Source organism: Methanoculleus sp. (assembly GCF_030019085.1).
Classification (GTDB): domain Archaea; phylum Halobacteriota; class Methanomicrobia; order Methanomicrobiales; family Methanoculleaceae; genus Methanoculleus.
This window is the reverse complement of sequence record NZ_JASEFJ010000003.1, coordinates 111,840-124,828: the sequence shown is the minus strand read 5'-3', so window position 1 is coordinate 124,828 and position 12,989 is coordinate 111,840. Positions and strand designations below refer to the sequence as shown.

General features: G+C 54.5%; 14 protein-coding genes and 1 pseudogene. 12 read left to right on the top strand and 3 right to left on the bottom strand.

Going from position 1 to position 12,989, the window contains the following annotated elements; all coding sequences use genetic code 11:
• The first annotated feature begins 136 nt into the window (after positions 1 to 136).
• The 9 genes from QMC91_RS02740 (at position 137) to QMC91_RS02700 (ending at position 8,907) form a co-directional block, all read left to right on the top strand.
• Entirely contained in the window at positions 137 to 1,825 is a 1,689-nt protein-coding gene (locus tag QMC91_RS02740; RefSeq protein ID WP_300234998.1) for an IS1634 family transposase, read from the top strand.
• 451 nt (positions 1,826 to 2,276) lie between these two features.
• The gene (locus QMC91_RS02735) at positions 2,277 to 2,753 is read left to right on the top strand and encodes a dTDP-4-dehydrorhamnose 3,5-epimerase family protein (protein ID WP_300234995.1); all 477 of its coding nucleotides are present in this window, start codon (positions 2,277 to 2,279) and stop codon (positions 2,751 to 2,753) included.
• 20 nt (positions 2,754 to 2,773) lie between these two features.
• On the top strand, positions 2,774 to 3,733 hold the full coding sequence (gene rfbB / locus QMC91_RS02730) for a dTDP-glucose 4,6-dehydratase (RefSeq protein ID WP_366944360.1): 960 nt from the start codon (positions 2,774 to 2,776) through the stop codon (positions 3,731 to 3,733).
• Between the two features lie 224 nt (positions 3,734 to 3,957).
• On the top strand, positions 3,958 to 4,671 hold the full coding sequence (locus tag QMC91_RS02725) for a class I SAM-dependent methyltransferase (protein WP_300234989.1): 714 nt from the start codon (positions 3,958 to 3,960) through the stop codon (positions 4,669 to 4,671).
• Positions 4,668 to 5,498, top strand: coding sequence for a dTDP-4-dehydrorhamnose reductase (gene rfbD, locus QMC91_RS02720; RefSeq protein ID WP_300234986.1), 831 nt, complete (start codon positions 4,668 to 4,670; stop codon positions 5,496 to 5,498). Before QMC91_RS02725 ends, rfbD begins: the two co-directional genes overlap by 4 nt.
• Positions 5,495 to 6,262: a sugar phosphate nucleotidyltransferase gene (locus QMC91_RS02715; protein WP_300234985.1), complete on the top strand. Its 768-nt coding sequence runs from the start codon at positions 5,495 to 5,497 to the stop codon at positions 6,260 to 6,262. The genes rfbD and QMC91_RS02715 overlap by 4 nt, the downstream gene beginning before the upstream one ends.
• Positions 6,263 to 6,330: 68 nt before the next feature.
• A complete protein-coding gene (locus QMC91_RS02710; protein ID WP_300234982.1) occupies positions 6,331 to 7,020 on the top strand; it encodes a class I SAM-dependent methyltransferase in 690 nt (229 codons plus the stop codon).
• Between the two features lie 125 nt (positions 7,021 to 7,145).
• The gene (locus tag QMC91_RS02705) at positions 7,146 to 8,228 is read left to right on the top strand and encodes a glycosyltransferase family 2 protein (RefSeq protein WP_300234978.1); all 1,083 of its coding nucleotides are present in this window, start codon (positions 7,146 to 7,148) and stop codon (positions 8,226 to 8,228) included.
• Positions 8,215 to 8,907 (top strand): HAD hydrolase-like protein, encoded by a 693-nt coding sequence (locus QMC91_RS02700; protein ID WP_300234975.1) that lies wholly within the window; start codon positions 8,215 to 8,217, stop codon positions 8,905 to 8,907. Before QMC91_RS02705 ends, QMC91_RS02700 begins: the two co-directional genes overlap by 14 nt.
• 97 nt (positions 8,908 to 9,004) lie before the next feature.
• On the opposite strand, the gene QMC91_RS02695 is transcribed toward QMC91_RS02700, so the two are convergent.
• Entirely contained in the window at positions 9,005 to 9,244 is a 240-nt protein-coding gene (locus QMC91_RS02695; protein WP_300234973.1) for a nucleotidyltransferase domain-containing protein, read from the bottom strand.
• Between the two features lie 20 nt (positions 9,245 to 9,264).
• Here QMC91_RS02695 and QMC91_RS02690 point away from each other — a divergent pair, with 20 nt between their 5' ends.
• On the top strand, positions 9,265 to 9,474 hold the full coding sequence (locus QMC91_RS02690) for a hypothetical protein (RefSeq protein WP_300234970.1): 210 nt from the start codon (positions 9,265 to 9,267) through the stop codon (positions 9,472 to 9,474).
• 167 nt (positions 9,475 to 9,641) lie between these two features.
• Here the strand turns inward: QMC91_RS02690 and QMC91_RS02685 are convergent, their stop codons facing one another.
• The gene (locus QMC91_RS02685; RefSeq protein WP_300234967.1) at positions 9,642 to 9,884 is read right to left on the bottom strand and encodes a type II toxin-antitoxin system HicB family antitoxin; all 243 of its coding nucleotides are present in this window, start codon (positions 9,882 to 9,884) and stop codon (positions 9,642 to 9,644) included.
• Positions 9,885 to 10,357: 473 nt separating this feature from the next.
• Positions 10,358 to 11,975, bottom strand: a pseudogene (gene hcp, locus QMC91_RS02680) (hydroxylamine reductase).
• A 65-nt stretch (positions 11,976 to 12,040) separates the two neighbouring features.
• On the opposite strand from hcp, the gene QMC91_RS02675 reads away from it, so the two are divergent.
• Together QMC91_RS02675 and QMC91_RS02670 are read left to right on the top strand one after the other, a co-directional pair.
• A complete protein-coding gene (locus tag QMC91_RS02675) occupies positions 12,041 to 12,400 on the top strand; it encodes a helix-turn-helix domain-containing protein (protein ID WP_300234963.1) in 360 nt (119 codons plus the stop codon).
• A 361-nt stretch (positions 12,401 to 12,761) separates the two neighbouring features.
• Positions 12,762 to 12,971, top strand: coding sequence for a hypothetical protein (locus tag QMC91_RS02670; RefSeq protein WP_300234960.1), 210 nt, complete (start codon positions 12,762 to 12,764; stop codon positions 12,969 to 12,971).
• Positions 12,972 to 12,989 lie beyond the last annotated feature (18 nt).

Genomic DNA, 12,989 nt, shown 5'->3' with positions numbered 1-12,989 from the left:
CGTTCCTAAACAGACTTATTTTGATCACTAGGTCCCGTCCGCCATTTTACGATCTCGTCACTCCTGCTTCCTATTCTTGATTGCCGTTTAGAATCAAACCGACACTTTTATCTCACATAGTGATCAACTGATCACTATGAGTTGGATCCGGCGAATCAAGCGTGGAAACCAGGTCTACCTCTATGAGGTTACCAGCATATGGGAAGACGGTCGACCAAAACAGAAAATGATCCAGTATCTCGGCGTCGAGAGCGACCAGGAGAAGGTTCCAAAACCCAAGACCAAGCGGATGCACCCCGAACGCATTTACCCACTTCAGAGCCTGGTAGCAGGAGATGTCATGCTCCTCTGGCAGATTGCAGAGTCGCTCAACATCATCAACACAATTGACCGTTACGTCATGGGTCTGGAGGACATCGAAGGACCTTCCCCCGGCAAGTATCTGCTGAGCTGGGCGATCAACCGTATTCTTGACCCTGAGAGTGCAACCCAACTGGATGCATGGGTGCGCTCAACCGTCCTCCCGGACATCCTTGGAATGGAACCAACTGACTTCACAAAAGACGCCTATCTTCGTTCGCTTGACGCCATCTGTTCTCAATCCCATAAAACAGGACGGATCCAGAGCCACATCCCGACGATCGAGGTGGAACTATACCAGCGCTGGCGTCAACTCCATCCTCTCCCTGTCCAGAACCCGGAAACCATCGCCTTTGATCTCACCCCAATTCCAACTTACGGCACAGAGTGTCCTCTGATAGAGCCTGGAAGTGAGACCCATGAGACACACCTAAACCAGCTAAATCTCTCGGTGATGACTTCGTTCTTTGATTCCTACCCCATCTCACACTTTGTTCATCCTGGGAGTTTCCACTCGATCACCACTGTCCCGGATCTGATGATCCGGTTGAACGACCTGATGACTGCCCCGGGAACGATCGTCTGGGACCGGGGCTACACCAGCAACGCCGAGATCGGGTGTGTCGAGGATGAGGGCTGGAAACTCATCTGTGGTGTTGCTAAACGAACAAAGGAGGTTCGAGATCTTCTCTCTGTAACAGAACCTCCGGTGGACCCGTATCATCTGGTCCCGACCCAGTGTATGCATATCTACGCGCAGAAGGTCGATACCCCGCTGTTCGGGAGGAAGGGGTCGGTTGTGGTCTACCTGAATGCTGAACGACGGTTTCGGGAGATGGAGGCTCGAAACGGTATTATCTTCAAGATCCAGCAGGAACTGGCTGAACTTCAGAAAACCTGTAGCAGACTTGGCCGGGATACTGTCATCGAGAAGGTTGACCGGATCGTGCCGAAAGCATACCGGAAATTCTTCCGGATCTCTGTGGATGACGGTGAGAAGGGTGTATCTCTTGTCTGGGAAGTGAACGATGTGGCCAGAGTCGAGGCTGAACGGCTGGATGGCAAGTATCTGCTGTATGCCTCGGATCCATCTCTCTCTGCGGCCGATGTTGTTCGGATCTACTTTGAGAAGGATTACGTCGAGAAGGTGTTCCGGGATCTCAAGACGTTTGAGGAGGTTGCACCGATACGACACCGGCGCGAGTCCAGGGTTCTGGGGGTTATCTTTGTCTGCACGCTTGCGCTCCGGTTGAAGACGGCGTTACGGGTGATGCTGGAGACTGAAGGGAAGAAGGAGATGAGTGCTGAGGAATTGCTGAAGAAACTTGGTCGGGTCCATAGAGTGGATCTCCAGAAAGATACTGAACGGGAGATCTGGTATACGGGGCTTCAGAAGAAGACGCAGGCAGTTCTGGAGAGAATCGGGATGAGGGGCATCTTCGGAACGAATGTTCGAGAAACCTAGTGATCATAGGTGCGCTGTTTAGGCACGTTCTGATCACGGTCAATCATCAAACCACAATAGGGACAGGGATAAACCCGATCAGTTGATCATACCATCTTTGGAACACTGCTTAGATCCGTTTTATGGGTTTCCCAGCATCTTTCGCCTTGCTCTTTGCGATCGTGGTAAAACTACCCCTCGCTTGCGCAGGGCTTCCTGCGAATGTCTGCGCTCCTCAAGACGTGCTTATCTTGGAGGTTAGGACGGTTCCGCTTTCATCCTCGCATCTGTTGGTCGGGGTATTTCCCCTTCGCTACCGCAAGATAAAACTTTTGTGACCTGGTATAGGGTTTCATCAAAAACCTCATATATAGTGGGTCAAGAAACAATCTCTACCAGGTAGCAGACTCTGCCCCCAAGAGAGTAACTCCTCCTGACATAATCTCCCGAAGAAACCCGGTGCGGTGACAACATGAAAGATCAGATCGATGGTGTCAGAATCAAGAACCTCAAGATCATCCCCGACGAGCGCGGCTGGCTGATGGAGATCCTCCGCTGCGACGACGAGATCTTTGAGCGGTTCGGCCAGGTCTACTGCACGACCGCCTACCCTGGCGTCGTCAAGGCCTGGCACTACCACAAGAAACAGACCGACAACTTCACCTGTGTTCACGGGATGATGAAAGTCGCGATCTACGATGCCCGCGAGGACTCCCCAACCCATAAGGCCCTCATGGAGTTCTTCGTCGGCGAAAAGAACCCGATCCTGATCAGGGTCCCTCCCGGAGTCTACCACGGGTTCAAGGCCATCGGCACAGAGACGGCGTTCTTCGTGAGCATCCCGACCCTACCCTACAACTACAAGGAGCCAGACGAGTTCCGGTTGCCCCCGGACACCCCCGAGATCCCCTACGACTGGGGGCTTGCCCCGGGACTGAAACACGGATGAAGGGGCGATGGGAAATGGTGATGCTCGTCACTGGCGGCGCGGGTTTCATCGGCAGCAACTTCATCCGCCACATGCTCACGGAGCACCCCGACACAAGGATCGTCAACCTTGACGCCCTGACCTACGCTGGAAACCTGGAGAATCTCCGGGATGTTGCCGATAACCCGAACTACACCTTTGTCAGGGGTGATATCTGCGAGCCGGAGACGGTGGCTGCCGTCTTCCGCGACCACCCAATCGATACCGTCGTCCACTTCGCCGCAGAGAGCCACGTTGACCGCTCGATCTCGGATGGTTCTGCTTTTGTCCGGACAAACGTCCTCGGGACATTCACCCTGCTCGACTGTGCGCGCAAACACGGCGTCCGGCGGTTCATCCACATCTCAACTGACGAGGTCTACGGGAGCACTCGCGAGGGCTCGTTCGTCGAGACCGACAACCTGAACCCATCAAGCCCCTACTCATCGAGCAAGGCCGCATCCGACCTCCTTGCTCGGTCGTTCTTCATCACTCACGGTCTCCCGGTTATTGTCACCCGCTGCACCAACAACTATGGCCCCTATCAGTTCCCTGAAAAGTTGATCCCATTCTTTACGACCAACTTACTCGAGGGCAAGAAAGTCCCGGTCTACGGCACCGGCAGAAACGTTCGTGACTGGCTCTACGTCATCGACCACTGCCGTGCCATCGACTTCATCCTCCAGCACGGTGAACCGGGGGAGATCTACAACATCGGCGGCGGTGCCGAGAAGACGAACCTCGAGATCACTCAAAAGATCCTCGAACTCCTCGGGAAAGACGAGTCGATGATCGAGTATGTCCCTGACCGGAAAGGCCACGACTTCCGCTACTCTCTTGACTTCTGGAAACTCCGTAAACTCGGCTGGAGGCCGGCGTATCGTTTCGATGATGCCCTCGCGGCGACGGTTGCGTGGTACGTGGAGAACGACTGGTGGTGGCGGCCGCTGATCAATAGATAAAAACTACGTGGGTGATCTTCATTTCCGAATTAACCAGATACTATCAACGGTTTATCCGCTATGTTCTGAGTAAGTCATTCGGGCTGTGGGAGCGATTAGGAATCCATGTTGTGCCAGATCATTTCTATCAGCCAATACCAAATCTTCGGAGTCTGCCCGACCGACTATGGGAAACACCGTCAGCACTGGTTGGTATAGATCTGGATGGGCAATCCCAGATAACATTGCTCTCTCAGTTTGCTGATGCGTATAAACACGAATATGATCAGTTTCCAACCAGCAAAACCGGCAGACCGTATGACTACTATGTGAATAATGGAGGTTTCGAGAGTGTTGATGGCGAGATCTTATACTGTATCATCCGGCATTTTAAACCCAACCGGATTATTGAAATTGGATCCGGGAACTCTACATACCTATCGGCGTTAGCAATCCAGAAAAACAAGGAACAGGATCCGGATTATACCTGTGAATTTACTGCCATTGAACCCTATCCGAATAAAGTATTACAGGATGGCTCCCCTAATTTGTCGAATCTGATTAAAGAGCCTGTACAGAACGTTCCGCTGTCAACCTTTGAGAAATTGGGAGAGAACGATATCCTGTTTATCGATTCAAGCCACGTCCTCAAGGTAGGTAGTGATGTTCAGTATGAGTATAATGAGATCCTGCCGAGATTGAACAGGGGTGTGCTGATCCACATTCATGACATCTTTTTGCCGTGTGAATACCCCAGAAAATGGATCTGTCAGGAACACCTCTTCTGGACGGAACAATATCTCCTACAGGCATTTCTGACCTACAACTTTGCGTTCAAAGTGGTTTGGGCTGGCCACTATATGCACAGGAACCACCCCGAACTCCTGGAGAAAGCGTTCAGGACATACGACCGCGAATATGTTCGGCCAGGTAGTTTCTGGATGAGGAGGATAGAATGAGTGCGCTCAATACCTGGAAAAGAGAGATGAACGTCCTGATCCTCGGTGCCCGTGGGATGCTCGGACACGACCTTGCTGCTGTCTTTCCCGGCGCCAGGCTCTGCGGTCACCAGGACCTCGAGATCACCGATGAGGCTGCTGTGCGTGCCTACATCCTTGCAGCAAAACCAGATCTCGTCATCAACGCCGCCGCATACACCGATGTTGACGGCTGCGAGGACAACCCCGGCACGGCTTTTGCCGTCAACGGCGAGGCGCCGGGCTACATCGCCGCTGCATGTCGTGAGGTTGGCGCCCGGCTCGTCCACTACAGCACCGATTACGTCTTTGACGGCTCAACGACGGAGTACGTCGAGTCCGACGAGCCGAATCCCATCAACGTCTACGGCGCCTCGAAGCTCCGCGGCGAGCAGAATATCGCAAAGAACACGGATGACTACCTTATCATCCGGACTTCCTGGCTCTTTGGGCGGCACGGAAAGAACTTTGTCGATACGATCCGGCACCTCTCGCGGACGAACGAGACCGTTCGGGTGGTGACCGACCAGGTGGGTAAACCCACCTACACGGTGGACCTCGCACGTAAGACGGCAGAGATCGCCAGTTATCCGCCCGGGATCTATCATCTGACAAACGAAGGCGTCTGTTCCTGGTATGAGTTTGCCAGGGCATTTGCCCCGAACGTGATCCCCTGCACGAGCGCCGAGTTTCCGCGGAAAGCGAAGCGCCCAGCCTACTCGGTGCTCGTGAACACAAAGACGAGCCCCCTGCGCCACTGGAAAGAAGCGCTGGAAGAATACCTGAATACTACGGTGAACGTCCCATGAAAGGCATCATACTTGCAGGCGGGACCGGCTCCCGCCTCTACCCATTAACGAAGGTAACGAACAAACACCTGCTCCCGGTCTATGACAGGCCGATGATCTATTACCCCCTCAATACGCTCATCTCCGCCGGGATCAAGGATATCATGATAGTCTCGGGGCGTGGGCATGTTGGTCACTTCCTTGAACTTCTGGGCTCGGGAAAGGAGTTTGGTGTCCGGTTTGCCTACGAGATCCAGGAGGGCGCCGGCGGGATCGCCGAGGCGCTCGGACTTGCGGCGGATTGGGCCGGGGCGGAGAACGTCACGGTGATTCTTGGTGACAACATCTTCCAGGACAATGTCAGGAAGGATGTTGAGTCATTTGAGTCGGGGGCAAAGATCTTCTTGAAAGAGGTCCCCGATGCCCAGCGCTTCGGTGTAGCCGAGGTGAAAGGGAGCAGGGTGCTCGGGATCGAGGAGAAGCCGAAGGTTCCAAGATCGAACCTGGCGGTGACCGGGCTCTACATCTACGACGCCGGGGTGTTTGAGATCATTAAGACCCTCAAGCCGTCCGGGCGGGGTGAACTCGAGATCACGGACGTGAATAACGCCTACATCCGGCGGAGGGCGATGGAGTTCTCGGTGCTGGAGGGGTTCTGGAGCGATGCCGGTACGTTTGAGAGTCTACTGCGGGCGAGCGTGCTGGTTCAGAGATATGGTATCTGTCAGGGTACTGCCGGAGTACCTGGTCCTGAGTCAGGAGTCGACCCCCTGCGAGACATTTGAGGAAGGTAGGACCAGCTGATCCAGGCCTTCTCAGGATTTGTTCGGAACAACATCACCAGGTGAGATTCTTGTCTAAAAAAGAGTTATATGTGGATAAGGGAGAGGGTTATTTCTCCTATGTACGCTGGGATATCATCTCTTTAATCCCGAAGGGCGAACACAGAATTCTCGAAGTGGGGTGCGGGACGGGAAACACACTGATCAAACTGCGGGAACTACAGAAAGCTGGAGAGATCGTGGGGATAGAGATAAACGAAGAGACCTTACAGGATAATTTTAACAGGCTTGATGCTGTTCTGATCGGGGACGTAGAAGAGATTGAACCAACGTTCGAAGAGGATTATTTTGATTACATTATCTTTGCTGATGTTCTGGAGCACCTTGTGAACCCTGCAACCGTTCTGAAACGATACGCCCCCTATCTAAAGGAGACAGGATATGTAGTTGCCAGTATACCCAATGTTAAGAACTACCGGGTGCTGTTGGATCTGGTGTTGCACGACAAGTTTGAGTATGCCGATGGTGGGATACTGGATCGTTCACACCTTCGCTTTTTCACGCGAAGAGAGATACATAACCTGTTTAACCAGGCTGGTTTGGACATCGTATCGATACAATCCGGATTTGGGAGCGGGTACCTCGGCAATCTTGACAGGCGCATGAATAACTCACTGGGTAAATTCCTGCCCGGTGCATCGTTCCTGACTGTCCAGTATCTTGTCAGGGCTATCAGGGGGAACAGTGCAGCGTTACCCTGATACGCAGTTGTATCGCGTTTTTAACATCGAGTGTCTACCAAAACCTACGTACCTCCCGAAAACTTTTGCTGCGCATTGACCTGCCAGCAGATCCAAATCTATAATGAGAGGTATAATCGATATCAATGAGCATAATGCCTCGCGTTGCAATCGTGGTTTTGAATTGGAACGGATGGCCGGATACGATTCAATGCATTGAATCCATTCACCGGTTATCCGCCTCCAACTACGATATAATAGTAGTCGATAACAACTCGAGCGACAGTTCGATCGAGAATATCCGACGCTATTGCGAGGGGGCGGGCAGGTCTGGGAATAATCCAATCTATCTATTTGAGGTCTTCGAAGACGTGACAAACCAGATCGGATTGGATCTTTCGTCTTACTATGGAGTGGATCCGGGGCGGAGGATGATCCTGATTAAAAACCATGAGAATTATGGTTATGCTCGGGGTAACAACATCGGTATTCGATTTGCCCTGAACGCCCTCAAATCCGATTATATCCTCGTCCTGAACAACGATGTGATCATTGAAGACACAGAGATGCTCAACAAACTCCTCGATACTATGAGTAAAGATGGCCGTATCGGGGCCGTGAGTCCGATGCTCAGGTCCACAAATGGCGAGGTGCAGAGGGCGTGTACAAGGAATTTGCCGGGATTTCTTGATTTTATATTTGTCTACACGTTTATCGGTCAGCGGTTGATGAAGGAGAACCAGATCTGGAAGCGACACTTCAACTACGACTATCCTTTCGATCGACCAGCTGAGTTCGGCGTTCTGGCAGGTTCATGCATTCTCTTCAGGAGTCAGGCCATTACTGAGGTCGGTCTCTTTGATGAGAGTACCTTCCTTTACTGGGAGGAGTTTATCATCGGATGTAAACTTGCCAGTCGTGGCTGGAAGTCGCTGTTACGTCCAGATGCCGAGGTCATTCACAAGGGTGAATCCTGCATAAAGAACCTGAACTTGAAGAGCTGGGCAAGATACTGGTCGATCAAGAGCGAACTTTACTACCTGGAGAACTACACATCACAAAATCGATTCAAAAAGGCCATTATTAAAGCGGTTCTCTTCCTGGAGTCGACCTTAGCCATCATCGATACGATACTTAAGGGCGAGAGGAGCAAATTTGACCGTGGGTATGAACTGAAAATTATCTCAATCCTGTCTGGAAATACATGTAACAACAATGGATCGCGCTGACCACCTCACCACCCTCATCCTCGACTTCGACGGCGTCATCGTCGAGTCCATCCCCATGAAGACCGCGGCGTTCAGGAAGGTCTTCTCCTTTGCACCCCCCGAGCACCTCGACGAGATCATCGCATTTCACCTCGATAACGGCGGCATGTCCCGCTACGACAAGTTCCGCTACATCTACGCAAACATCCTCCGCGAGCCCCTCACCCCCGAGCAGGAGGAGCGACTCGCAGCCGAATACGCCGGGCTGATCTTTGATGCAATGCTCACCGTCCCCTATGTCCCCGGGGCAGAGGAATTCCTGCGGGACTGCTCCCGCGTGCTCCCGCTCTACGTCGTCTCCGCAACCCCCGAGCCCGAGATGCAGGAGATCGCCCGCCGCAGAGGGCTCACAGGATACTTCAGGCGGATATACGGCTCGCCGAAGAGAAAGGCAGATTGCATCCGTGAGATCCTTGACGAGACCGGAGCGTCGCCCGGCGAGGCGCTCTTCGTCGGCGACGCCCCGAACGACTGGCAAGCAGCCTGCGAGACCGGGGTGCGGTTTGTGGCCCGCGTCCGACCCGGCGATACGAACCGGTTTGCCGGCCGCCCGGGGGTGGAGGTTATCGTGGAGGATCTCCACGAACTCCGCGACTACCTGCGTGGGAGGCTACGCTCATCCCGATCTCCTACCCCCTGACCCGGTTACGATCACCTCCCAAAGGTCCTTTGCAGAGGAAGGTTCAGATCCGGATTACATCTTCCAGCACTTAGCTCCCGCATATGATAGAAGAGCCTCATTCTCCCACCCTCGCAAGGAGAGCCCTGTCAATCCTGTCGTAGAGGTATTTCAGATCAAGGAACTTCGTTATCACACCAGCCTCGAAAGCGACGCGCGTGTCCTCGTCCCGGGCGACAAGGAGGCGCCCGGTCTTCACCACCTCATACTGAAACTCAACTGGAGCATCATTCAGAATGCGGAGATCGATCTCATACCGCGGCGTAATACACCGCTCGAGGTCGGATGCGATACCCATGGCATACTTGTAGAGTTCATATGGCTCTCTCTCCCCCGAGACGAGAGCAACCCTACATCGATATCATGGAACTCATCACGGCAGAGAAAAGAGCCATAGAGGTACCCGAGCAATACATCCTCCTTGTCGGCGAGGCATCGGCGGAGCTGGCCGATAATCCGCTCTCTCTCGATATCACCCATCTCTCTTTCCACCTCCTGGCCTCCACAAGGGTTCATTTTCACGCGTAATCTGATCTGCCAGCAACGAGGATTGCTCCCTCCCACTTCATTAACCCTTCCCCTGGCAGAAGCAGGTATCGTATAGCGCCCCTACCGAAGGTTGAAATACCGTGCGCTGGCCCTGCAATCACCTGATTTCTGGAGATCGCCTGCGTATTATATGGGGCTGCTCACGGTCATGACGCGGTGCCTTTTTCCCGGCAAGATATCCCGGAGCCGCTCCTGCCGGCAGGTTCCGGGATAACACTCCCCTCCTCCCGGGCGGCCTCAAGCCAGAGGGAGACGGCAACCTTCACATCCCGGAGCGCCTCCTCCTCGGTCACGCCGAAGGCAGAGCACCCCGGAAGTTCCGGGACCACGGCGATGAACCCCTCATCCTCATCGCTGTAGATGATCTCGATTGCGTATTTATGCGGCAACGTCATCCTCCAAGAGGTTATAACTCTCAATAACTTTAAGCAGTTGGCGAACCTGATAGGGCTAATAGGGCTTTGCCTTCCTACCCACGTTCTGGAAGTTCAGTATCTCCGTGATGCCCTGCCGCACATAAACCCTGTGACTGCCTTTTCCACCCCTTAAAAAGAAACCGAATGTCTCCGCTGCACGGCGGAGGTCGTCGAACCGCACATTCTTCGGGTTGTGCTTCAGGCTTTCGTAGGCCCGTCTTCGATCCCATCCCCTGGTCCCTCTCCTGTATCTTTTCCTCAATCTACCCAGTTATGGGTTTTCTTATCCCTCCCAGGCCCCGCTTGTGAGTAATGGAAGTTGTTGCCAGGCTTGAGGGGCATAGAGATCCACACCAGAATCAGCATGCACCGGATCTGCATCCTCAAATTGAAAGGAGGCTCCCCTCAGAGCCCGTGGAACCGCGCTCCTTCCAAAAAAGGAGAATTCAGTTCTCCGGCACCATCCGTGCGAGATCCTCCTTGAACGTCGAGATACCCCGGATCCCGAAGTTCTCCACGAGCACTTTAAGGATGCCTGGTGAGACGAAGCCAGGCAGGCGGGGACCAAGGGTGATATCCCGCACACCGAGCGATAGAAGGCTCAGGAGGACGAGCACAGCCTTCTGCTCGTACCAGGCGATGTTGTATGAGACCGGGAGTTCGTTTATCCCGACCCCGAAGGCCTCCGCAAGCGCCTGGGCGATCACCACCAGTGAGTAGCAGTCATTGCACTGCCCGGCGTCCAGGACACGCGGTATCCCGCCGATATCACCAAGACCCAGGCTGTTATAGCGGTACTTCGCACAGCCTGCCGTAAGGATGACCGTATCCTCCGGAAGTGCCTCCGCAAACCATGTGTAGTAGTTTCGCTCAGGGTGCCGACCATCGCAGCCTGCCATCACAACAAACCGCCGGATGGCACCGGACTTCACCGCATCGATCACCTTATCCGCGATTGCGAGTACAGGGGTGTGGGCGCAGCCCGTCACAAGGTCGCCGCGGGAGATATCCTCCGGGGGTTTACAGCGTTTTGCGTGCTCGATCAGCGCCGAGAAGTCTTTCTTACCATCAGGCTTGGCGTCGATATGCTTCAGCCCCGGATACCCCACAGGCCCGGTTGTGTAGATCCGGTCGCGGTATGAGTCCCTCGGTGTAACGAGACAGTTCGTTGTGACCAGGATCGGGCCGTTGAACCGCTCAAAATCACCGCGCTGGAACGGCCAGGAGCCACCGTAGTTCCCGACCAGGTGGTCATACTTCGCGATCTCCGGGTAGGCGTGCGCCGGGAGCATCTCGCCGTGGGTGTAGACGTCAACGCCGGTCTCTCTGGTCTGCTCGAGAAGGTCAAAGAGGTCTTTGAGGTCGTGGCCGGTGACAAGTATTCCCGGACGGTTGCCCGCCGCTGTGCTGACCGTCGTTATCGCCGGCGTCCCGTAGGCGTCAGTGTTTGCCGCATCAAGCAGGGCGAGAACCTTCACGCCGATCTTGCCACATTTCAGGACGTAGCCGACCATCTCGTCGACGCTGAGGTCTTTCAGTGTGGCGGCAAGCCCTTCCTGAAGAAACCGCATGACCTCCTCATCCTCATGCCCGAGGGCCGCGGCATGGTATGAGTAGGCACCAACCCCTTTGAGGCCATAGGTGAAGGAGGTCGCGGAGCGACTTGAGATCCTGATCCACGCTCTCACGCGCGGCAACAATCTCCTGTGCCTTTGCCGTAACCGCTTCCGGGCCTGATGGTGCCCAGGTGCATGCATCGGGTTCACTCTTCCCGGCGGGTGGGAGGGCGTCACGGAGCCTGGCCGCCTGCTGGATCATATGCTTGAGGCGCTCCTGGTCGAAGTTCACGTTTGTGAGGGTGACAAAGAGGTGTTCTGCGATAAACCTCCCTGCCTCCGGGTTCCCGCCACCCCTCTCCATCGCCGCCAGGTTCCTGACCGAGAGTCCCTTGAGAAGGTAGATCAGGACATCCTGGAGCCCCGCGGTATCATCATCTTTTCCGCATACACCGCGCACGGTGCAGCCAACGCCTTTTGAAGTCTCTTCACACTGGTTGCAGAACATTCATGCTCACTCTATAGTATCTTTTTGATACTATATAAGTAGGAGAAGGTTTCTCATACTATACCATGCAGAGCGGTTGCACGGTCAACCAGACCCTCAAATACCTTGGAAAGAAGTGGATGCTCCTGATCATCCTCGAACTCTACAAGGGGGAGGGCTACACCCGGCGGTTCACCGAGATAAAGGAACGACTCCCGGGAATCACGGCAAAAGTCCTCTCAGCCCGGTTGAAGGAACTCGAGGAGGAGGGTCTCATCGAAAAGAGGATAGATGCCACCTCTGTCCCCGGGAGGAGCGACTACACCCTCACCGAGAGTGGGGTTGATATTGTGGAGGTGATAAAAGAGATCAAACGCTGGGCGCTGAGATGGAAGATAGAGAATCTGGCATGCGGTGCACAGGACTGCCACGATTGCATGCTGTGAACTACCCCGCCCTCACGGACAGGGCTTTGGGTAATCACCCCCAACAGGTCCACAGGTTCAAGCGGCGCTGATCCACATCTGCACGTATCGTGTTCACTTCTAGTGGGCCATTTCATCTAATATTTCACGTGGCCTCCCATCACCTCTCATGCTCTCGCGCGAAGCGTGCTATGAGCCTTCAGCTCATAGATGAGGCATGAAAACCGGCTATGGCCGGCCCGTATTGGTTATAGCCGCCTCTTCGGGCGGGCGCTCTCCATATACCCATAGATTGGTTTTCATACCAGCCTTGACGCCCGTGGGATAGTTACGCCATCCTTCGCGAAGTCCGTGTATCTCCTCCTAACCGGGACCGCTACGAGTGCGACTTCCAGGTCAGGTCAGGTCAGGCCGGACGATTGTCCAGGCCGTCCAGGTGATGCAGTCCCTGCAGGACGACGCCACGAGGCAGCGGGAGATGCGCGGCCTTGACGAAGGAACGATCGTCACTGCGTCGGAATCGGCGGAGACGACCATCGACGGGCGGGCCGTCCACATTGTCCCGACCGCAGAATGGCTGGAAGAACTGTGACGCTTTTCTGGAACCGGT